Source organism: Aeromonas fluvialis, from assembly GCF_000819885.1.
GTDB classification, from domain to species: Bacteria; Pseudomonadota; Gammaproteobacteria; order Enterobacterales; family Aeromonadaceae; genus Aeromonas; species Aeromonas fluvialis.
The window spans coordinates 218833-239725 of the sequence record NZ_CDBO01000011.1 but is presented as its reverse complement, the minus strand read 5'-3'; the positions used below and the strand labels follow the sequence as shown (position 1 = coordinate 239725).

General features: G+C 58.4%; 25 protein-coding genes and 1 pseudogene. 11 read left to right on the top strand and 15 right to left on the bottom strand.

From position 1 onward, the window contains the following. Nucleotides 1-24: 24 nt before the first annotated feature. The gene (locus BN1125_RS03270; protein ID WP_042010650.1) at nucleotides 25-231 is read left to right on the top strand and encodes a hypothetical protein; all 207 of its coding nucleotides are present in this window, start codon (nucleotides 25-27) and stop codon (nucleotides 229-231) included. A gap of 141 nt (nucleotides 232-372) precedes the next feature. On the opposite strand, the gene BN1125_RS03265 is transcribed toward BN1125_RS03270, so the two are convergent. Both BN1125_RS03265 and BN1125_RS03260 read right to left on the bottom strand, forming a co-directional pair. Further along, nucleotides 373-933, bottom strand: a complete 561-nt coding sequence (locus BN1125_RS03265) for a DJ-1 family glyoxalase III (RefSeq protein WP_042010649.1) — start codon at nucleotides 931-933, stop codon at nucleotides 373-375. Between the two features lie 37 nt (nucleotides 934-970). Then, complete coding sequence (locus BN1125_RS03260; RefSeq protein WP_042010648.1) at nucleotides 971-1924, bottom strand: ketopantoate reductase family protein; 954 nt, start codon at nucleotides 1922-1924, stop codon at nucleotides 971-973. 200 nt (nucleotides 1925-2124) lie between these two features. On the opposite strand from BN1125_RS03260, the gene BN1125_RS03255 reads away from it, so the two are divergent. Continuing rightward, nucleotides 2125-2607, top strand: coding sequence for a YajQ family cyclic di-GMP-binding protein (locus tag BN1125_RS03255; RefSeq protein WP_033137915.1), 483 nt, complete (start codon nucleotides 2125-2127; stop codon nucleotides 2605-2607). 107 nt (nucleotides 2608-2714) lie between these two features. Here BN1125_RS03255 and BN1125_RS03250 read toward each other — a convergent pair whose 3' ends face one another. The 5 genes from BN1125_RS03250 to BN1125_RS03230 all read right to left on the bottom strand — a co-directional run bounded on the left by BN1125_RS03250 (nucleotide 2715) and on the right by BN1125_RS03230 (nucleotide 7574). Continuing rightward, a complete protein-coding gene (locus BN1125_RS03250; RefSeq protein ID WP_042010647.1) occupies nucleotides 2715-3539 on the bottom strand; it encodes a nucleoside-specific channel-forming Tsx family protein in 825 nt (274 codons plus the stop codon). A gap of 156 nt (nucleotides 3540-3695) precedes the next feature. Continuing rightward, nucleotides 3696-5075: an AmpG family muropeptide MFS transporter gene (locus BN1125_RS03245; RefSeq protein WP_042010646.1), complete on the bottom strand. Its 1380-nt coding sequence runs from the start codon at nucleotides 5073-5075 to the stop codon at nucleotides 3696-3698. Between the two features lie 173 nt (nucleotides 5076-5248). Continuing rightward, nucleotides 5249-5836: a peptidylprolyl isomerase gene (locus BN1125_RS03240; protein WP_042010645.1), complete on the bottom strand. Its 588-nt coding sequence runs from the start codon at nucleotides 5834-5836 to the stop codon at nucleotides 5249-5251. Between the two features lie 2 nt (nucleotides 5837-5838). Further along, nucleotides 5839-6423 carry a YajG family lipoprotein gene (locus BN1125_RS03235; RefSeq protein ID WP_042010644.1) on the bottom strand — a complete coding sequence of 195 codons (585 nt, stop codon included), beginning with the start codon at nucleotides 6421-6423 and terminating at the stop codon, nucleotides 5839-5841. A gap of 17 nt (nucleotides 6424-6440) precedes the next feature. Then, complete coding sequence (locus BN1125_RS03230) at nucleotides 6441-7574, bottom strand: methyltransferase (protein ID WP_042010643.1); 1134 nt, start codon at nucleotides 7572-7574, stop codon at nucleotides 6441-6443. Between the two features lie 194 nt (nucleotides 7575-7768). Between BN1125_RS03230 and BN1125_RS03225 the strand changes: the two genes are divergently transcribed. From BN1125_RS03225 to nqrM, 9 genes are all read left to right on the top strand, one after another. After that, nucleotides 7769-8083, top strand: coding sequence for a BolA family protein (locus BN1125_RS03225; protein ID WP_042010642.1), 315 nt, complete (start codon nucleotides 7769-7771; stop codon nucleotides 8081-8083). A 445-nt stretch (nucleotides 8084-8528) separates the two neighbouring features. Further along, nucleotides 8529-9872: a Na(+)-translocating NADH-quinone reductase subunit A gene (locus tag BN1125_RS18880; protein ID WP_042010641.1), complete on the top strand. Its 1344-nt coding sequence runs from the start codon at nucleotides 8529-8531 to the stop codon at nucleotides 9870-9872. Between the two features lie 3 nt (nucleotides 9873-9875). Further along, entirely contained in the window at nucleotides 9876-11105 is a 1230-nt protein-coding gene (locus BN1125_RS18875; protein WP_042010640.1) for an NADH:ubiquinone reductase (Na(+)-transporting) subunit B, read from the top strand. Continuing rightward, nucleotides 11095-11895: a Na(+)-translocating NADH-quinone reductase subunit C gene (locus BN1125_RS03210; RefSeq protein WP_042010639.1), complete on the top strand. Its 801-nt coding sequence runs from the start codon at nucleotides 11095-11097 to the stop codon at nucleotides 11893-11895. The genes BN1125_RS18875 and BN1125_RS03210 overlap by 11 nt, the downstream gene beginning before the upstream one ends. After that, nucleotides 11888-12520, top strand: a complete 633-nt coding sequence (locus tag BN1125_RS03205; RefSeq protein ID WP_042010638.1) for an NADH:ubiquinone reductase (Na(+)-transporting) subunit D — start codon at nucleotides 11888-11890, stop codon at nucleotides 12518-12520. Before BN1125_RS03210 ends, BN1125_RS03205 begins: the two co-directional genes overlap by 8 nt. A gap of 3 nt (nucleotides 12521-12523) precedes the next feature. Next, entirely contained in the window at nucleotides 12524-13120 is a 597-nt protein-coding gene (gene nqrE / locus BN1125_RS03200; RefSeq protein WP_042010637.1) for an NADH:ubiquinone reductase (Na(+)-transporting) subunit E, read from the top strand. A 32-nt stretch (nucleotides 13121-13152) separates the two neighbouring features. Further along, complete coding sequence (nqrF, locus tag BN1125_RS03195) at nucleotides 13153-14376, top strand: NADH:ubiquinone reductase (Na(+)-transporting) subunit F (protein WP_042010636.1); 1224 nt, start codon at nucleotides 13153-13155, stop codon at nucleotides 14374-14376. A 3-nt stretch (nucleotides 14377-14379) separates the two neighbouring features. After that, nucleotides 14380-15417, top strand: a complete 1038-nt coding sequence (locus BN1125_RS03190) for an FAD:protein FMN transferase (RefSeq protein ID WP_042010635.1) — start codon at nucleotides 14380-14382, stop codon at nucleotides 15415-15417. Between the two features lie 9 nt (nucleotides 15418-15426). Next, the gene (gene nqrM, locus BN1125_RS03185; RefSeq protein WP_005338668.1) at nucleotides 15427-15651 is read left to right on the top strand and encodes a (Na+)-NQR maturation NqrM; all 225 of its coding nucleotides are present in this window, start codon (nucleotides 15427-15429) and stop codon (nucleotides 15649-15651) included. Between the two features lie 73 nt (nucleotides 15652-15724). Here the strand turns inward: nqrM and BN1125_RS03180 are convergent, their stop codons facing one another. The 8 genes and pseudogenes from BN1125_RS03180 to BN1125_RS18870 all read right to left on the bottom strand — a co-directional run. Beyond that, complete coding sequence (locus tag BN1125_RS03180; RefSeq protein ID WP_042010634.1) at nucleotides 15725-16264, bottom strand: DUF3833 domain-containing protein; 540 nt, start codon at nucleotides 16262-16264, stop codon at nucleotides 15725-15727. Nucleotides 16265-16278: 14 nt separating this feature from the next. Next, a complete protein-coding gene (locus BN1125_RS03175) occupies nucleotides 16279-16821 on the bottom strand; it encodes a chalcone isomerase family protein (RefSeq protein WP_042010633.1) in 543 nt (180 codons plus the stop codon). Then, nucleotides 16778-16999 carry a TIGR02450 family Trp-rich protein gene (locus BN1125_RS03170; protein WP_042010745.1) on the bottom strand — a complete coding sequence of 74 codons (222 nt, stop codon included), beginning with the start codon at nucleotides 16997-16999 and terminating at the stop codon, nucleotides 16778-16780. The genes BN1125_RS03175 and BN1125_RS03170 overlap by 44 nt, the downstream gene beginning before the upstream one ends. Continuing rightward, entirely contained in the window at nucleotides 16999-17472 is a 474-nt protein-coding gene (locus tag BN1125_RS03165) for a DUF2878 domain-containing protein (protein WP_042010632.1), read from the bottom strand. Before BN1125_RS03165 ends, BN1125_RS03170 begins: the two co-directional genes overlap by 1 nt. 2 nt (nucleotides 17473-17474) lie before the next feature. Then, the gene (locus tag BN1125_RS03160; protein WP_042010631.1) at nucleotides 17475-18731 is read right to left on the bottom strand and encodes an SAM-dependent methyltransferase; all 1257 of its coding nucleotides are present in this window, start codon (nucleotides 18729-18731) and stop codon (nucleotides 17475-17477) included. After that, on the bottom strand, nucleotides 18731-19513 hold the full coding sequence (locus BN1125_RS03155; protein WP_042010630.1) for a DUF1365 domain-containing protein: 783 nt from the start codon (nucleotides 19511-19513) through the stop codon (nucleotides 18731-18733). The genes BN1125_RS03160 and BN1125_RS03155 overlap by 1 nt, the downstream gene beginning before the upstream one ends. After that, the gene (locus BN1125_RS03150) at nucleotides 19510-20769 is read right to left on the bottom strand and encodes an NAD(P)/FAD-dependent oxidoreductase (protein ID WP_042010629.1); all 1260 of its coding nucleotides are present in this window, start codon (nucleotides 20767-20769) and stop codon (nucleotides 19510-19512) included. Before BN1125_RS03150 ends, BN1125_RS03155 begins: the two co-directional genes overlap by 4 nt. Next, nucleotides 20766-20893: pseudogene (locus tag BN1125_RS18870) on the bottom strand (short-chain dehydrogenase); the annotation flags it as partial. The pseudogene BN1125_RS18870 and the gene BN1125_RS03150, both read right to left, overlap by 4 nt.

Sequence of the window (20893 nt, the reverse complement as noted above, 5' to 3'; positions counted from 1 at the left end):
CCATCATGACAAGGAGCGTGCGAGATGAAATATCTTTGGCTGGGACTCTGTTTACTGCCGTTGACCGGCATCGGCAAGAACAACCCGACGGCAGAGTGCCGCTGGCTGTACGACCGGATTGAGATACTGGAGCAGGCCATCAAGAAGGGAGACACGCTGGGGACACAGAAGGAGCTGTCACGCTGGCGCGGGGAATTCGAGGCCAAGCAATGCAAACAGTATGACTATTAAGCCTGACAAGAGGGTGTGACCGGCCATTGCAGAGACAAACGGGCCCCGGTCAAGCTGACCGGGGCCCGTTTTGCGAGATGTGCTGTCGAGGCATGGTTTTACGGCCTCGCGCTCACACCGCTTCATCATGCAAGCGTGCGGTTACGGCAGCACCATAGGGCCAGCCACCGCCATGGCCACCTCATCCCCGCGCAGCACCCGTACCAGTTCGAGGGCAAACTCGATGGCACTGCCCGGCCCCTGACTGGTGATAAGGCGATGAGCCTCATCCCTGACGACCCGCTCATGTGACAACTGCGATGCCGATAGTCGGGGCTGAAAGCCGGGATGGCAGGTGACGATGGCACTATCCAGCAGACCGTGATGTTGCAACACCACTACCGGGGCGGCGCAGATGGCCGCACGCCAGCGACCAAGTACCGCCAGCTCTTTAAGCAGATCGATGGCCAGCGGGGTATCGCGGATCACTTCGCTGCCGGGCAGACCGCCGGGCACCACGATGGCTTCAAAATCCCGACTGGTCAGTTCGTCGATATGACAATCGGCCACCAGCTGTACCCCGCGCGATGCCTTCACCTGCCGGGATCCGGCAGGGCAGCAAGAGGCCAGCGCCACCTCGATGCAGGCGCGCACCAGGGTATCGACAATCGCAACCGTCTCTATCTCTTCCGACCCGGGGGCCACCAGCACCAGTACACTCACGTTCGCCTCCTTGCTGCTTGCTCTGCCATGTAAAAGGTCAGGCTGCCTGACTCTTCTCTTTGATCGCCTGATAGAGACCCTGATTGATCGGTACGGCAATGCCATGCCGGGCAGCCTTGGCCAACAGGAAGCCGGTAATGGCCTCAATCTCGGTCTCGCGTCCCAGCTCCATATCCTGATACATGGAGGAGTAATTGTCAGCGGTCAGTTCCACCACTGTCATCACCCGGCGCTGCAACTCCTCTGCCGTGGTCACAATCCCTTCGGCGCACATCACATCCGCCACTTCCACGCAGATCTGCTGCAGGGCATCGGCAAAACGGGGGCCAGCCAGCTCGCCGTTTTTCAGCTTATAAAGGGCCGTCAGGGGATTGATGGCACAGTTGATGGCCAGCTTTTGCCACTGGCGCGTCAATAACTGTTCATCCCACCCCGCCTGACCGAGGGCCGTAGCAAGATCATCCGCCAACCCGGCATGTGCCTTGGCTGCGTCATTGATCGGGCCAAGCCAGGTCTCACCCTTGCCAGTATGACGGAAGACAAAATGGCCACACTGCATGGCGCCATGGCTGGTCACCCCGGCGATCACCGGGTTGTGCGGGAACATCTCGGCCACCTGCTCGGCAATGCCCATCCCGTTGTGCAGCAATACGATCGGCGCGGCCACATCCAGCGACCCCACCAGCGGCGCCAGCGCAGCAACTACCTGACTGGCCTTGGTCATCACCAGCAGGCGCTGGATCTTGCCGGGTTTGCAGACAAAGCCGCGCTCGATATTGAGCAACTGGACATGCCCCTCCAGCGAGGTGAAATCGATCCCCGGATGGAGCGTGGACTTATGATGCTCGCGCAACAAGACACGGGTGGATTGACCGCTCTGGGTCAACAGGGAGGCAAAAACGCCGCCGAGAGCACCGCACCCCAACAATGTCCACTTTGGGGCGACAGGTGGCATAACGGGTTGTCGGGAATGTGTTAATCCGCTTGGCATGGTGTGACTCTGTCAGGGTAAGGGTTGCAATCCTCTCAACCTGTTACCGGAGATAAGTGAAGATGTCGCCAGAGGACACTAACGGGTCCTCCCGTCCTGCGCGCAGGGGATTCTAGCAGAGCACCCCCATCAAAATCAGCAAATTTGCCCGTTTTCTGGTAGATTTGCCCCCCGATAACGCAACATGAGGAGCTCCGGCTATGCCGTCATTCGATATTGTCTCTGAAGTCAAAATGAACGAGGTGTTGAATGCAGTCGACAACGCCAATCGTGAACTGGCCACCCGTTTCGATTTCCGTGGGGTAGAAGCCAGCTTCGAGTTGAACAAGGAAGAGGTGAAACTGGAAGCGGATGCCGATTTCCAGCTCAAGCAAATGGTCGAGATGCTGCGCGGCGCCCTGCTCAAGCGCAACATCGAAAACAGCTCCATGGAAGTGGGTGACTCTGTTCACTCCGGCAAGCGCTTCCACCTGACCGTCAAGTTCAAGCAAGGGATCGAGAAAGAGATCGCCAAGAAGCTGGTCAAGCTGATCAAGGATTCCAAAATCAAGGTGCAGGTCGCCATCCAGGGCGATGAAGTTCGCGTCACTGGCAAGAAGCGTGACGATCTGCAAGAGACCATGGCGCTGGTCCGTGGCGCCGAACTGGGCCAGCCGATGCAGTTCCAGAATTTCCGCGACTGATTACTCCACTCTGCCGTGGCGCACTTGATGGCTCGCGTCATGCTATCTAAATCGCGGTCATAAAAAAACCGGAGCAGATGCTCCGGTTTTTTGTACCTCAAGTTTGATTAGAACTTGTAGGTAACAGAGAAGTAGTGGCCAAAACCAGTTGATTTGCTGATATCGTTGTTTTTGACGCCGTACACGTCGTTGAAGTACTTCAGGCCGTAACCGACGGCGTAGCGATCGGAGTGCCAGTAGATGCCGTGGAAGGTCGCAACGCCGGTTTCGTTACGATCGTCGCGATCGTAGGTGTCGGCATCGAACAGGTAGTCCAGGTAGCCCTGATAGGAGACGAAGGAGCCGTTAGAGAAGGTGTAGAAGGGCTTGAACCAGTTCATGGAGAACTGATAGCCGTTCCAGGTACCCTCTTCTTCCTGGAAGAACTTGCTCTCGGTGGCGTGACGAGCGTACAGGTTCATGCCCACCTTGCCAAACCAGGGAACCATCACATCGGCGCCCAGGCCGATCTGGTTCTCCATCATGTTGTCATCAACGTTGTTCAGGGAGGCGATGTAGAGCTCTTGAACCGGGCCGAAGGAGAGATCTTTACCGGTCAGGGCATCCAGAGACAGACGCGGAGCGAACTTCATGAAGATGTTCTGGCCACCGTGCTTGTCGCTGTGACGGCTGTCGAAGATATCGAAGACGTCGACATAGCCGTACAGATCGAACAGGCCGGAACGACCACCAAACTCCATTTCGAGGTAGGTATCGTTGTAGTTACCGTCTTCAGTAAAGGTAGGACGCTGATCGATGGTGTGCATGACGTTGAACTGCATCCACTTGTAGTCATTCTTGTGGATGTCACCGCTGTAATCAGCAGCAAAGGCCGGGGTAGCAGCAGAAGCCAGCAGGCCGGCAGCGATCAGAGTCTTGGTAAATTTGGCCATTTTATTGGTCTCTTGTACGTTAGTTGAGGTTTTCCGTAGCCTGCCCACAAGGAGCGGGGGGAATTCTAATCAAATAATATTGGGGGGGAAACAACTTCTCGGGAACTTTATCCGGAAGTGTGAATCTAATCACCCCCGCCCTCACGCAAACGCTTGCTATTTGTCAGCCGCTGAGAGCAACTCACTCCCTTTTCTGGCGACAAGCACAATCAACAACAACACCGGCAAGCCCAATAAACTGGTTCCGATAAAGAAGGCACTGTAGCCAATCTGCTCCACCACCTGCCCCGAAAAACCGGCCAGCAACTTGGGCAATAGCAACATCACCGAGCTGAACAGGGCGTACTGAGTGGCCGAAAATGCCACATTGGTCAGGCTGGAGAGATAGGTCACGAAGGCCGCGGTCGCGATACCGGCACTGAGGTTATCCAGCGAGATGATCAGGGTCAGCAACTCCAGGTTGTGGCCCACCTGATTGAGCAGGGCAAACAGCAGGTTGGTGCTGGCGGTGAGCAGTGCCCCCAAGAACAGAATGCGCAGCGTGCCAAAGCGCATCACCAGCACGCCCCCCAGCGCAGCGCCCACCAGGGTCATGATAACGCCAAACACCTTGGTAATAGTGGCCACCTCGGTCTTGCTGAACTGCATATCCACATAGAAGCTGTTGGACATCACTCCCATCACCACATCGGCAACCCGATAGCAGGCGATAAGCAACAGGATCAACAGCGCCGAACGACCGTAACGGCGGAAAAAATCGGCAAAGGGACACCAGACCGCCTCATAGCCCCAGGCCCCCGCACTCGCTAATGGAGCGGGCCACCCCTTCTCCTGCAACAGTGCCTTGCGTTCGGCCTGTTGCTTGCCCTGCCCGGCCAGATCGATATCCGGCTCGTGGCAAAACAGCGTGGTGATGACCCCGAGTGACATCAGACCCGCCATCACCAGATAGGTAATCTGCCAGCCACGATAGTCATAGCCGCTGTTGCTGCCAAACCACGCTGCCAGCGCCAGCGCACCAGCGCCTGCCATGATCATCGCCAGTCGGTAACCGGTCATGTAGGAGGCCGCCATCGCCGCTTGCAGCCGCTCGGGGGCGGATTCGATGCGATAGGCATCGATGACGATATCCTGGGTCGCCGAGGCAAAGGCCACCAGCAGGGCAAACATCGCCAGTTGGGCCAGCTCGGTCTTGGGATCGCAGAACGCCATGCCAACCAGCGCGGCGGCAATCAGCAACTGGGAGAAGAACATCCAGCTACGGCGCCGGCCCAGCCAGCGGGATAGCAGTGGCAACGGCATGCGATCCACCAGCGGCGACCACAGCCATTTAAAGCCATAGGCGAGCGCCACCCAGCTCATGTAACCGATATCGGTCAGGCTGACATCGGCCTCGCGCAGCCAGAACGAGAGGGTGCCGAACACCAGCAACAGCGGCAGACCCGATGAAAACCCCATGGCAAAGAGAATAAACACCCGAAATTCGAGATAGACAGCGAGGGACTCTCTCCAGCTTGGTTTGCGGATCATGTTCAACTACCTGAGGGCTTTGGAAAAGTGCGTCATTTTGGCAGGTTGATGGCAGATAGCCAAGGCGAGCTAAGAGATACGCAAAAGAAGCCCGGATAGAGCAAAGGCCCATCCCGAACGGGATGAGCCTTGCACTGTGGCATGTCGAAGGCCCGCTGATGAGCAACGTCCGATGAACGTTACTTGCCCGCGTTCTTGTCGACTTTCTTGTCCGCCGGGGTTTCCGCCAGCAACACCACCTTTTTGAGGATGACAGGACTGGTCGGCACATCGTTGGCTCGCAGGATCGGACTGTAACCTGTCTGCACCTGAGCCAGCTTGTCCAGCACCTCCATCCCCTGCACTACCTGACCAAAAACGGTATAACCAGCGGCGCCGCTGGCGTTGAGATTGTTGTTATCGACCAAGTTGAAGTAGAACTGGCGGGTCGCACTGTCGACCGCCTGGGTTCGAGCCATGGCGATACTGCCACGTTGGTTGGGCAGGCCACCGCGGGATTCGTTGACCACAGGCTCATAGGTAGGCAACTGCTGGAACTGCTGGTTGTAGCCGCCCCCCTGCACCACGAAGTTCTGGATCACCCGGTGAAAGAGGCTGCCATCATAGCTACCGTCTGCGACGTAGCGCAGAAAGTTCTTCACCGTCTGAGGCGCCTGTTTGGGAGCCAACTCCACCACGATATTGCCGTGATTGGTCTCCATTCTCACCTGCGGGGCGGCCAATGCCAGCGGAGTGACCAACATAGCCAGCAACCAGAGTTTTTTCATGTTCAGACTCCTGCGCCGCTCGGTTGACCCTTCAGATAGCCACGCAGGGCCTCATCCGCCATGATCTGCTGCAATACGTTGCCCAGCTGCAAGTTCAGAGTGGATTCCAGATCTGCCATGCTCGGCTCGCTCGGGCTCTCCTTGCTGGAGGACATGTTGAACTGCTTGGTCAGACGGTTGCCCTGGAAATCGGCGATCACCTGCAGGCTGACGCGGGACTTGGTGACATAGGTAAAGGTCTTCTCTTCCACATTGACAGCGGCGTTGGAGATCACCAGCGTCAGGTTGGTGGTGCCACTGTTGCCCACTTCGAGACCCTGGCTGCGCAGCCCTTCGGCCAGCCGTTCGGCCATCAGCAGATTGAGCGGACGCTCGCTGTTGACCAGCACGGGGGCTTTCTCTTTATGTTTGATGGAGAAGACATAAGCTGCCTCACGCTTGTCTACCCCTTCCATGGTGATGCGATTGCCAGAGTAGTATTGCTGGTTGGCGGGGATCACCTGCGGATTGAGCAGCGCTGTCTCCGGCCAATGAGTGGCACACCCGCCCAGCATCAGGGCGGCCAGCAGCAAGAGTGACTTTTTCATCATGGTTTCCTTTGGCTTTAGCGTTTGATGGCTTTCAAAATAACGAATTTGCTGTTCGACGCAACGACTTGTGCGTTGGCAAATAAGCGCTTGAGTTTGTTGTGATAGTCCAGATGACGGTTGCCTACTATCCAGAGTTCACCCCCTTGAGGCAACACCCTGTGCGCATCGCTGAACATCTGCCAGGCGATATGATCGGTGATCGCCTGCAGCTGATGGAAAGGAGGGTTGCAGAGGATCCGATCCGCCGAGCCGACCGCCACCCCGTCGAGACAGTTATTGACCATAAAGCTGGCGCGCGGCAGTGCATCGGGCAGATTGTGCTCGACGTTGAGCTGGGCCGAGGCGACTGCCATATAGGATTCATCGATAAAGGTCACCTCCACCTCGCTGTCTTTGGCGAGCAGCGACAACCCCAGCACCCCGTTGCCACAGCCCAGATCGATCACCTTGCGGGCACTGTGGATGGGCAGGTTGTCCAACATAAAGCGGGCCCCGATATCCAGACTGGTGCGCGAGAAGACGTTGGCGTGGTTGTGGATGAGCATGTCAGTTCCCTCCAGCGGCCAGACGGTCGGGAAGGGGTTGGCCAGCGCAGGTTGCTCGGCCTGCGGCTCGCAGTGAATGAGACGCGCCTTCTTCCAGGCCAGCGAGGTACGGGTGGGCCCCAGATACTTCTCAAACAACTGGAGGGTGGAGGTATGAATATCCTTCGCCTTGCCGGCAGCAATAATGCGGGTCGCCGGTGTCACCACCCCACGCAATGCCAGCAGTTGCTGCTCCAGCAGTGCCTGATATTTGGATACCTTTATAACTACCAGTGCCGGCACATCGGGCAGTGGCGCCAGCGCATCCTGTAAGCGGATCCCGCCCACATCCAATCCGTTTTCGGCCAGATTGGCCAGGGTCGCCCGCTCACTGATGTAGGAGTCGGTGACACAGCAGGGGGAGTACGGATACAGATAGGCAGCCAGCGCGCCAAAGCCGTCATTCATGATGATGACGGGACCCGCCTGCTCGCGGGGGGACTCCGCCAGGGTGTTGATCAGATATTCGTCAGCCGCATCCCAGGCTTGCAGGGGCTCCTGACTCTGGCGCGGATAGCGGTATAGCCTGAAGCGGCAATGGGGGGTCTCGAGAAGGGTTTGCATAGGGAGTGTCCAGCCTCGGCTTGATTCGTGTATACAGGCGCCAGGGGCGACGCAAAGTGGCGCTATTCTAGCGAGGAGAAGGAATTTCACCAGTTCGACAGGGTGATCCGCTGGCGATTTCCCTCTTCCGGGGGCTTATTCCATGTCGCGACTGCCGATAGAATGGCCCGACATTCACTCTGGAAGCGGATCCTATGACTATCCAACAACTGATTGAGGCCAAGCTGACGGCAGCCCTTTCCCCCACCGTGCTGGAGGTGATCAACGAGAGCCACATGCATCGGGTTGAACCGGGCTCAGAGAGCCACTTCAAGGTGGTGATCGTCAGCGAGCAATTTGCAGGGCAGCGGCTGCTGGCCCGCCATCGCCAGGTCAATGCCATCCTGGCCGATGAGTTGGCTGGCACTGTTCATGCTCTGGCACTGCATACCTACACACCAAGCGAGTGGCAGGAGAAGGGCAAGGCACCGCGCACACCAGCTTGTGTTGGCAACCCCTCGCTGTCCTGAATGGCTGAGCGCCGCCCATTGCTCTGATGTCCCCCTATGGGTGAGAAACAAAAATGAAACAAAAAACCGCCAGCACGCAGATCCTGATAGCCATAAATGGGTATTTATTTCAGGTTTCCTTGCTGGCTTCAGCACGCCACCGGACAATAATACCTCCATGGAGGTATTAAAATGAAAAAACCTTTAAAACCACGGATTACAGGGAGTTCAGGGCTTATTCATTGCAGGTTAATTTTGTGATGACACAGGGATTTTACCTATTTGGCATGGCAGAAAATGGGCCTTAAGTGGTAAACTCAAGCGCTTTTGAGTGACCTCGCATGTTGAATAATTGCTGGGCCCGACCACCCGGCGCAGCAACAACATAGACTCATTCAACCACCCGTCGTGATGTATTTCTCGGCGCTAACCAACCTCTCTTCCCGTAACGGTAGTGCAATTAAGTATGATTACAATCAAAAGAGGACTGGACATCCCCGTGCTGGGTGCGCCAGAGCAAGTAATCTACGATGGCCCCGCCATCACCCGTGTTGCTACGCTGGGCGAGGAGTTCGTGGGGATGCGACCTACTATGTTCGTCAAAGTAGGTGATCGCGTCATCAAAGGTCAGGAGCTCTTCGAAGATAAGAAGAATCCCGGCGTTAAATTCACGGCCCCCGCCACCGGTGTAGTTTCAGAGATCAACCGTGGAGCCAAACGTGTGCTCCAGTCCGTGGTCATCGACCTCGACGGCTCCGATGAACAGGTGACCTTCGAGCACTTTGCCTCCGCCGAGCTGGCTAAGCTCGAGCGCAGCAAGGTGCAAGAGATCCTGGTTGCGTCAGGTCAGTGGATCGCACTGCGTACTCGCCCGTTCAGCAAAGTGCCTGCTGTCGGTTCTGCCCCGCGCGCCATCTTCGTCACCGCGATGGACACCAACCCGCTGGCAGCCAACGCAGAGCTGATCATCAAGGAGCAGTCACAAGCGTTCCTCGACGGTCTGGCCGTACTGACCCGCCTGACCGACGGCGCCGTCTATGTCTGCAAGGGCGAAGGCAGCCTGCCTCACTCCTCTTTGGCTCAGGTCAAGGAAGAGATCTTCGTGGGTCCTCACCCTGCCGGTCTGCCGGGTACCCATATCCACTTCCTGGATCCGGTCAGTAGCACCAAGGTGCAGTGGCACATCAACTATCAGGATGTGATTGCCCTTGGCAAACTGTTCACCACTGGTGAGATCTGCACCGACAAGGTGATCGCGCTGGCTGGCCCGAACGTGCTCAAGCCGCGTCTGCTGCGTACCCGACTGGGTGCCTGCATCAGCCAGCTCACCAACAACGAGCTGCGTGCCGATGAAAACCGCGTCATCTCCGGTTCCCTGTTGAGCGGCGCCAAGGCTGATGGTGTTCACGACTATCTGGGTCGTTACCACAATCAGGTCTGTGCACTGGGCGAAGGTCGCGAGAAAGAGTTCCTGGGCTGGATCAACCCCAGCGCCAACAAGTTCTCCATCACCCGCACCACCCTCTCTCACCTGATGAAGGGTCGCCTTATCAACTTCACCACCACGACCAACGGTAGTGACCGCTCAATGGTGCCTATCGGCAACTATGAACGGGTGATGCCACTCGATATCCTGCCCACCCTGCTGCTGCGGGATCTGGTCTCTGGCGATAGCGACGGTGCGCAAGCACTGGGCTGCCTGGAGCTGGATGAGGAAGATTTGGCGCTCTGTACCTTTGTCTGCCCCGGCAAGACAGAGTACGGCCCGATCTTGCGTGAGTGCCTGACCAAGATTGAACTGGAAGGTTAAGCGATGAGTTTCAAGCAACTTCTTGAAAATATGGAACACCACTTCGAACCGGGTGGCAAGTACGCCAAGTACTATGCCCTGTTCGAAGCGGCGTACACCCTGTTCTATACCCCGGGTTCCGTTACCCGCAATGCCGCCCACGTCCGTGATGCGCTCGATCTGAAGCGCATGATGATCATGGTGTGGCTGGCGGTGTTCCCGGCCATGTTCTGGGGCATGTACAACGTTGGTAACCAGGCCATCGCCGCCATTGCCCATCTGGGCACGGCTGCGGGTGCCAGCAGCTGGCAATATGCCCTGGCTACCATGCTGGGCGCCTCCCTCGATCCGGCTGTCGCCGGTATCGGCAGCAAGATGCTGATCGGCGCCACCCACTTCTTCCCAATCTACATCACCGTCTTCCTGGTTGGTGGTTTCTGGGAAGTGCTGTTCGCCATGGTGCGCAAGCACGAGATCAACGAAGGCTTCTTCGTGACCTCCATCCTGTTTGCCCTGATCGTGCCGCCCGAGCTGCCCCTGTGGCAAGCTGCGCTGGGTATCACCTTCGGTGTGGTGATGGCCAAAGAAGTGTTCGGTGGTACCGGCAAGAACTTCCTGAACCCTGCCCTGGCAGGTCGTGCCTTCCTGTTCTTCGCCTACCCGGGCCAGATCTCCGGTGACGCAGTATGGGTTGCCGTCGATGGCTACTCGGGCGCAACCGCGCTGAGCCAGTGGGCCCAGGGCGGCCAGATGGCACTGATCAACGGTGCAACCGGCCAGGCTATCAGCTGGATGGATGCTTTCCTGGGGAACCTGCCGGGTTCCATCGGTGAAGTCTCTACCCTGATGATCCTGCTGGGTGCGGCCATGATCGTCTACATGCGCATCGCCTCCTGGCGCATCATCGCCGGCGTGATGATCGGTATGATCGCCACCTCCCTGCTGTTCAACGTCATCGGTTCCGATACCAATCCCATGTTCAACATGCCGTGGCACTGGCATCTGGTACTGGGTGGCTTCGCCTTCGGTATGGCCTTCATGGCGACCGACCCCGTCTCTGCTGCCTTTACCAACAAGGGCAAGTGGTGGTATGGCGCGCTGATCGGCGTGATGGTCGTGCTGATCCGGGTGGTGAACCCCGCCTTCCCGGAAGGCATGATGCTGGCCATTCTGTTTGCAAACCTGTTTGCTCCCCTGTTTGACCACTTCGTCGCTCAGGCAAACATCAAGCGGAGGATTGCTCGTGGCGTTTAATAAAGACTCAACCTTCGGCACCATCAGCGTGGTCACCGGCCTCTGCCTGGCCTGTTCCATCGTGGTATCCGTTGCTGCTGTTGGCCTGCGTTCTACCCAAGAGGAGAACAAGGCGCTGGACAAGCAGAGCAACATTCTCGCCGTAGCCGGTGTGGATGTGAGCGATGTGGCCAAGCGGGATATTGCCAAACTGTACGGCAATAATATCGAAGCCCGCTTGGTGGATCTCGCCACCGGTAACTTTGTTGACGGCAAAACCAACAAAGATGCCGACAGCTTCGACACCAAGCAGGCAGCCAAAGATCCGGCCACCAACATCCGTCTTGCTCCCGCTGACGACAAAGCGAGTTTGCGCCAGATCTCCAAGCAGATCCCGGTATTCTTCGCCAAGGATGCCGACGGCAAGATCGACAGCATCATCCTGCCCATCTACGGTCAGGGTCTGTGGTCGACCATGTATGCCTTCGTCGCCGTTGCCGCTGATGGACAGACCGTAAAAGGCATCACCTACTACGACCACGGTGAAACCCCGGGTCTGGGCGGTGAAATCGAGAATCCGGCCTGGCGTGAGCTGTTTGTCGGCAAGAAGCTGTTCGATCAGGATGGCATGCCGGCGCTGCGCATCATCAAGGGTCACGCACCGGCAGGCTCCGAGCACGAGATCGACGGTCTCTCCGGCGCTACCCTGACCGGTAACGGCGTACAGCATACCTTTGACTTCTGGATGGGTCCCAAGGGCTTCGGTCCTTTCCTGGCCAAGGTTCGTGCAGGAGAAATCAACAATGGCTGACAAGAGCGAAATGAAAAAGTTGCTGTTGACTCCAGTGCTGGGCAACAACCCCATCGCCTTGCAGGTGCTGGGTGTCTGTTCCGCACTGGCGGTTACCAGCCAGATGAAGACAGCGTTTGTAATGACCCTCGCGGTCATAGCGGTCACCGCGTTCTCAAACCTGTTCATCTCCCTGATCCGCAACCAGATCCCGAACAGCGTGCGGATCATTGCCCAGATGGCGATCATCGCCTCGCTGGTTATCGTGGTTGACCAGGTGCTCAAGGCGTATGCCTATGACATATCCAAGCAGCTGTCGGTATTCGTCGGCCTCATCATCACCAACTGTATCGTGATGGGCCGCGCCGAAGCCTACGCCATGAAGAGCGCGCCGCTCCCCTCCTTCCTGGATGGTATCGGCAACGGTCTGGGCTATGGCGCCATTCTGCTGAGCGTTGCGACCGTGCGTGAACTGCTGGGCTCCGGCACCTGGTTCGGCATCGAGCTGCTGCCGCTGGTGAACAACGGTGGCTGGTATGTACCCAACGGTCTGCTGCTGCTGCCGCCGAGTGCATTCTTCATCATTGGTCTGATCATCTGGGGCGTGCGCACCAAGGATCCCAAGCAGGTGGAGGCGAAGGATTAAGGTATGGAACACTATCTGAGTCTGTTGATTAAATCGATCTTCATCGAAAACCTGGCACTCTCCTTCTTCCTGGGGATGTGTACCTTCCTGGCGGTGTCCAAGAAGGTAAAGACCTCCATGGGTCTTGGTATTGCCGTTATCGTGGTGCAAACCATCGCCGTACCGGTCAACAACCTGATCTACAACTACGTGCTGAAGGCCGATGCCCTCTCCCCTAACCTGGATCTGAGCTTCCTGAGCTTTATCACCTTTATCGGGGTGATCGCGGCGCTGGTACAGATCCTGGAGATGGCGCTGGACAAGTACTTCCCGGCGCTCTACAACGCGCTGGGTATCTTCCTGCCGCTCATCACCGTGAACTGCGCCATCTTCGGTGGCGTCTCCTTCATGGTGCAGCGTGACTACACCTTCGTGGAGTCTGTGGTCTACGGCGTGGGCTCAGGTGCAGGCTGGATGCTGGCGATCGTTGCGCTGGCGGGTATCCGCGAGAAGATGAAGTACTCCGATGTTCCGGAAGGCCTGCGTGGTCTGGGCATCACCTTCATCACCGCCGGTCTGATGGCGCTGGGCTTTATGTCCTTCTCTGGTATCTCCCTGTAATCGGCTTTCCTGCAATCAGAAAGGAACGATAGATGGAAATTATTTTGGGTGTGGTCATGTTTACCGTGATCCTGCTGGCACTGGTGGCAGTCATTCTGTTCGCCAAGTCCAAGCTGGTGACCGCGGGCGACGTGACAATCAGCATCAATGGTGACCCGGCCAAGGCTGTGGTTGGTCCTGCGGGTGGTAAGCTGTTGGGCGCCTTGGCTGGTAGCGGTATTTTTGTCTCCTCCGCCTGTGGCGGCGGTGGCTCCTGCGGCCAGTGCAAGGTACGGGTGAAATCCGGTGGCGGCGACATTCTGCCGACCGAACTGGATCACATCAGCAAGGGCGAAGCCCGTCATGGCGAGCGTCTGGCCTGTCAGGTTACCGTGCGCTCCGACATGGATATCGAACTGCCGGAAGAGATCTTCGGGGTGAAGAAGTGGGAATGTACTGTTATCTCCAACGATAACAAGGCCACCTTCATCAAGGAGCTCAAGCTGCAGATCCCCGATGGCGAGAGCGTACCGTTCCGCGCCGGTGGTTATATCCAGATTGAAGCCCCGGCTCACCACGTGCACTACAAGAACTTCGATATTCCCGAGGAGTATCGCGGTGACTGGGATCGCTTCAAGATCTTTGAGCTGGAGTCCAAGGTCGATGAGCCGATCATCCGTGCCTACTCCATGGCCAACTATCCGGAAGAGTTCGGCATCATCATGCTGAACGTGCGTATCGCGACCCCGCCCCCGAGCAACTGGACTGCCCCTCCGGGCCAGATGTCCTCCTACATCTTCAGCCTGAAGGCTGGCGACAAGGTGACCATCTCAGGTCCGTTCGGTGAGTTCTTTGCCAAAGAGACCGATGCCGAAATGGTATTCATCGGTGGTGGTGCAGGTATGGCGCCGATGCGTTCCCATATCTTCGACCAGCTGCGTCGCCTGAAGTCCAAGCGCAAGATGAGCTTCTGGTACGGTGCCCGTTCCAAGCGCGAAATGTTCTATGTCGAAGACTTTGACATGCTCGCCGCCGAGAACGAGAACTTCACCTGGAACGTCGCCCTGTCTGATCCGCAACCGGAAGACAACTGGGACGGCTACACCGGCTTCATCCACAACGTGCTTTACGAGAGCTATCTCAAGAACCACGAGGCACCGGAAGATTGCGAGTTCTACATGTGTGGACCTCCGGTGATGAACGCTGCCGTCATCAACATGCTCAAAGATCTGGGCGTTGAAGACGAAAACATCCTGCTGGATGACTTTGGTGGTTAATCCATGCACAGTGTTGTAAAGACCTGGCTAGCCTTCGGGCTAGCCTTTTTCTTGACTGGGTGCGGTCAGGAGACGGTCCAATCCAAACCGGAGATCCAGATCACCGGTAGCACCATGGGTACTTATTACTCCATCAAGGTGGCGGACAGCGCCATCAGCGATCCGGCCAAGCTTCAAGCTGAGGTGGATGTCTTGCTGGAGCGGGTCAACGATCAGATGTCGACCTATCGCCCCGATTCCGAACTGTCGCGCTTCAACCAGAGCCGTGACAACAAACCGGTAGTGGTCTCCCGCGATACCGCACGGGTCGTCACAGAGGCCATTCACATTGGCCGTGAGAGCCAGGGGGCGCTGGACGTCACCGTGGGCCCCTTGGTCAATCTGTGGGGCTTTGGCCCGGACAAACGGCCAACCAAGGTGCCGAGCGACGAGCTGATCACCCAGACTCGCCAGAAGACCGGACTTGGCAACCTGCACGTCATCACCTCGGTGGATGCCGACACCCTGCAAAAAGATGTGCCGGATCTCTACGTGGATCTCTCCGCCATCGCCAAGGGCTTTGGTGTGGACAAGGTGGCTGAATACCTAGAATCTATGGGGGCCCGCAACTATCTGGTTGAAATCGGCGGTGAGCTGAGGATCAATGGCGTCAACGGCAAGGGTAATCCCTGGCGGGTCGCTATCGAGAAACCCACCGCAGGCACCGGCACGGTGCAAGAGGTGATCGTTCCCGGTGACAACGGGGTTGCTACCTCCGGCGATTACCGCAACTACTATGAACTGGATGGTCAACGCTTCTCCCACACCATAGATCCGCGCAGCGGCAAGCCGATCCAGCACCGTCTGGTGTCGGTCACCGTGATCCACCCCTCCTGCATGACCGCAGACGGGCTGGCCACCGTGTTTATGGTGATGGGGACCGAGAAGAGCCTGGCCTATGCCAATGAGCGCGGCCTGGCGATCTTCGTGATCACCAAGACGGACAACGGCTTTGAAGAGGCTTACTCCGATGCCTTCAAGCCCTATCTGGTCAAGAAGTAAGAGGTAGAGATGCAGATTTTTCTGATCACCTTCGGGGTATTCATGCTGGTGATAGCCGCCATGGCTATCGGTTATATCTTCCAGAAGAAGACCATCTCCGGTTCCTGTGGCGGTCTGGGTAGCGTCGGCATCGAGAAAGAGTGCGATTGCCCGGAACCCTGCGACAACCGCAAGAAGAAGATGGCCAAGGAAGAGGCCCGTCGCAAGATGCTGGAAGAGAACCGCATCATCTGATGACTCTGATTTTGCCATAAATAAAAGCGCGCCCTCGGCGCGCTTTTTACTGGCCGTTATCTTTCGTTAATGGTCAGGGCAGACGTTCAATATAGAGGATCACCTCACCAAGATGGATACCGAACTTGCTGATCTCGGCACGATTGATCAGGCGATCCTCATCCAGCAGGTACATCCAGTCATCGAAGCTCACCCGCACCACCTCGCCATCCGGCAGCGCCAGATCGAGCTGATAACGCCAGTTGAGAGCAAACCCTTGGGTTTTACCCACCGCCTCACCCACCACATCAGAAGCGGTACCGCGCCAGTGACCATCAGCCCCCTTGCTCAGATACCAGGTGCGGGTCTGCTGACGGCCATCGTCAAAGTAGAACTGCTCGAACAGCTCCCCCTTGCCATCCTGCCAGCGCCCCACCATCTCGACCCGAAAGCGACTGGTCACTTCACCGCTGCGGTCGGTCACCAGGCCGTGAGCCACCAGCTTGCCGTTGAAGAAACGGGCGAGATCCCAGTTTGGCCCCTGCCCCTGATAGTCATCGAGGGTGGCGCCACAGCCGCTCAGCAGCAAAAAGGGGAGCAACAGCAACCAGCGATATGCACGATAGAAAGACATCAGAGACTCCATGTTCAGGGTTGGCCACGCAGGCGGCGGGTTAGGGCGGGGTCGCGGCTGTTGTCAGCCAGCCAGATGGCGAGGAAGGCGGCAGAAAACTGCGGATCGGCCAGGGTGCCGAGGGGCTTATCCTGCCACCAGAAGTGGCCTGCCCCGCCCTTGTCGACATAGAAGGTCAGCCGATCGCCCGCCTGCACATCGGGCCAGAGTGCAGCGAGCTGACCGAGCCAGCTCTGACGCTCGGCGTCAGTGCCAAGACCGAGTCGTTGCCACTCAGCGGCGGTAGCGCTCAGCAGATCTTCCCGCTCGATGGATCTGGCATAGGTGAGGGTCAGGGCCTGCGGATAGTGACCGGGCTGATAGCGCCCACTCGCACTGTAGAGGGTGGCATCATAGAGCTTTAACCAGAGCCAGTTCATTTCCCCCTGCCCGACCGGGCGCAGCTGCTGCCAAGGAGCGGCAGAAGCCTGCACTGCGGTTGCAGCCAAGAGCGTAAACGCCAGCAGCAGCGGGTTAATTCCACCCCATATGCCAGTGGTTGGGGTCTTCCAGTTCATGCCAGTCCATCTCCTGTTCCTGCAGGGTGTTGATCTCCTGCATCACCACCTGCACCAGCTGCCCCTGCGCATCCCGCTGGCAGGCAACCACCAGATAGAAGCGATCTGTCAGCTCATGCTGGCTCTCTTTGGTCCATTTGGAAAACAGCAACGAGTCGGTCGAAAAGGTGTTTGTCATCATTCACCCTCCAGCTTGACCATTACCCACAGTAGTACGGGTAACCACCACATCCAGATCACAGCCAGCAACGCTGTACTGACCCAGATGCCCCAGGGTAAGTCTACTGCCCCCATAGCGGCGCCCGCCACATAGGAGGAGGCACCGCCAAACACGCCAAACAGCGCCTGCTGCCAGCGGGGCAAGCGCAGCAGCCAGCGCAATCCATGGGAGAGGGTGAGGGCAAAACCGAGCCAGAGCAGGACCAACCAGAGGGGAAAACCGGACGGGAACCGGAACACGCCGATCTGCCAGAGCAGCGCATCCAGCAGACAGCCGGCCACCGCGATGGGGAGCAGCCGCCAGTCACGCTGGCGGCAGGGTGAGAAGAGAAAGTGCAGCAGCAACATTGCCAGCAGCGGGCCCGGCTGCTGCCACTTCACCGCCAGCAACCAGTAGAGGTTGAACCCCAGCAGGTGAGCCCACTGCCACATGGTCAGTGACCGCTTACTGGCACATCACCGGACCAGCCAGCTGGCCCCGGCTTGGCGGCCTCCAACTGAACCAGGCTGATAGTGCGCTCCCAGAATCCCCCCTCGCAATAGGCAAAATAGAAGTGCCACAACCGGATGAAATCCTGGCTGTAACCGAGCTTGGGCAGCTCGGGCGCCAGCGCCAGAAAGCGCTCGCACCAGTGAGCCAGGGTGCGGGCATAGTGATGGCCGTGATCGTGCAACCGCACCAGTTGCATGTCGGTCTCCCTCGCCAGCAACCCCGCCATCTGGGAGACGCTCGGCAGGCAGCCACCGGGGAAGATGTAGCGCTGGATGAAATCAACCCCGCGCAGATACTGGGCATGGCGCTGATCGGCGATGGTGATGGCCTGAATGAGCAGGCGGCCACCGGGCTTGAGCAGCCGTGACAACTGGCGGAAATAGTCGGGCAGGAAGGCGTGACCCACCGCCTCAATCATCTCGATAGAGACCAGCTTGTCATAGGTGCCCTCCAGCTTGCGGTAATCCTCCAGCAGCAAGGTGATGCGATCCCCCAGCCCCTCCCGCTCAATCCACTGCTTGGCATAGTCGTGCTGAGCCCGGGAGATGGTGGTGGTAGTCACCCGACAGCCGTAGTGGCGGGCGGCATAGACAGCGAGGCCCCCCCAGCCGGTGCCGATCTCCAGCAGATGATCGTCAGGCCCCAGTTCCAGCCGCTCACAGATGGTGCGCAGCTTGGCCTGCTGTCCCTCTTCGAGAGTGGCCTCGGCGCTCGGATAGATGGCGCTCGAGTACTGCATATGGCTGTCGAGAAACCCCTGATAGAGGGTGTTGCCGAGATCGTAGTGAGCGGCGATGTTGGCGCGCGAACCGGTCAGAGTATTGCGACTCCGCCAGTGACGTACCTTGTTGAAAGGGAAACTGAGCCAGCCGAGGCGCCGCTCAAGGGAGTCGAGCAGCGTCAGGTTGCGGGCCAGCAGCCGCACCAGCGCCACCGGATCCGGGCTGGTCCAGAGCCCCTCCACCCAGGTCTCCCCGGCTGCGATGCTGCCACCGAGCAACAGGCGACGATAAAAAGCCGGATCCTGCACCACCAGTTCGGCGTGCAGATCGGTGCCCGCTACACCAAAGCGGTGGCGCTCACCACCATCCCGCAGCAGTAGCTGGCCATGTTCTAGACGTCCCAGCAGCTTGAGCAGCAGTTGCCTTGCACTTTTATCGATGAATGAGGCTGAGAGGGTAGATTGAGCAAGTTCCATTAGCGGCTCTCCGGATGGGTAAATAGCGGTGTTCGTTTGATAAAAAGACGCAGGGCCTGCCAGTAGATCCCGATCAGCACCTTCATGGTCATCCAGGGCCAACGTGCGAGCAGGGCCACCAGCCCCTTGCGCGACAACGGCTGGCGAGTGAGCGCCAGGGTTGCGTCAAACAGCTTGGCTTCACCGGATACGGGATGACTCTCGATATGGATCAGTGTCTCCTGCGCGGGCGGCCTGATCCGCCAGTGATAACGCATCGCCAGCCCCATAAAGGGGGAGACGTGAAAATCCTTGTCATGGGGCGCCAGCGCCGCCAGATCCAGCAGGTAGTAGTGACGCTCGTTCCAGGGGGTGTTCGACACCTCAGCCAGCAGATAGCGCGCCTCGCCCTGCCGGTAGCAGAAGTAGAAGTTGACCGGGCTGAAGTAGAATCCCAGACAGCGCACATTGCCGAGCAGCAGCACCCGCCCTTCGGAGTCGGCATCGCCACCCAGTTCGCTCACCTTCTGCCACACCGCCTGTTTGAGACTCCCCTCACTGCCCTTGAGATAGTCATGGCGGTGAAACGAGAGCAGCCCCGCCCGTTCCACCCCGAACCAGCATCCCTGCGCGATCCGCGGTAGCTCGTCGAGGTCCAGTCCCAGCATAAAGAGGCTGTAGGAGAAGGCGTGGGCCCGCGGCGCAAAACGGCGATGGCGCACCGATCCCTGCCAGATGGCGCTGGTGACGTCAGCCAGTTCGCCGGCACGTTGATGGTCGGTGGCCACGGTGACGCCGTTCATAGCTCGGCTCCGAAGCGCCTGGCGACATCCAGTGCGCTGCGCACCCCATCCTCATGGAAGCCGTTGTACCAGTAGGCGCCACAGAAGTGGGTATGCTGCTGACCGCAGATCTCCGCGCGACGCTGCTGGGCAGCGATAGATGCTTGATTGAACACCGGATGGTGGTAGACGAAGCGGCGCAGCACCTTGCTCTCATCCACCTTTCCCCTGGGATTGAGGCTGACGCAGAAGGGCTCCGGCGAGTTCACCCCCTGCAGGATGTTCATGTTGTAGCTCACCAGCGGCCGCGCCTCGTCGTTGCCATCGAGCTGATAGTTCCAGCTGGCCCATGCCTTGCGACGGATGGGCAGGCAGCGGGCATCGGTATGAAGCCAGACTTCGTTGGCCTGATAGGGCATGTCGCCGAGGATGGCCTGCTCCCGCTCGTCGGGATCTGCCAGCAGCGCCAGCGCCTGATCGCTGTGGCAGGCGAAGATCACCTCGTCAAACCGCTCCTCGCCGTAACTGCTCACGATCACCACGCCGTCCGCGTCCCGCCGCGCGCTCTGCACCGGACAGGCGAGGCGGATCTGCGCCTGCCAACCCGCCGTAAGGGGGCCGATATATTCCCGCGAGCCACCTGGAATCACGTACCACTGGGGGCGATTTGCCACATCGAGCAGACCGTGATTGGCAAAAAAACGCAGGAAGAAGCCAAGTGGGAAGGCTCGCATATCGGCCAGCGTCGACGACCAGATTGCCGCCCCCATCGGCAAGATGTAGTGGCGGGCGAAGTAGTCGCTAAACTCCCCTGCCAGCAGAAAGTCCCCCAGGGTCAGCTCGGAGCCGGCTCCCTGATGTTGACCATCAGCCAACCAGGCCCGCGCCTCCCGGTTGAAACGCAAGATCTCGGCGACGAAGCCGTAGAAGCGCGGACTCAGCAGATTGCTGCGCTGGGCAAACAGGGTATCTAGATTGTGGCCGTTATACTCCAGCCCCTCAGGGCTCTTCACCGAGAAGCTCATCTCGGCCGGTTGCCGCGCCATGCCGATACGCGCCAGCAACGCCAAGAAGTTGGGGTAGGTGCGATCGTTGAAAACGATAAAGCCGGTGTCGATGGCATAGCTGCGTCCAGCCTGATTCACATCGACGGTGGCGGTGTGACCGCCCAGGGTTGTTGCCGCCTCGAACAGGGTTATGTCATGGAGTTTGTGGAGCAGAAAACCGGCGGTGAGCCCCGAAATCCCTGAACCGACGATGGCGATCTTTTTCTTCATGAATGGCTTCCTTTCGATACGAGTGCGCGGCCAAGGCGCAGCCAGAGCCCCACCGGCAGCGCACCAAGCAGGCGCAGCAACCAGATGAAACGGCGGGGAAAGTGGATCTGGTGACGACCTGCAG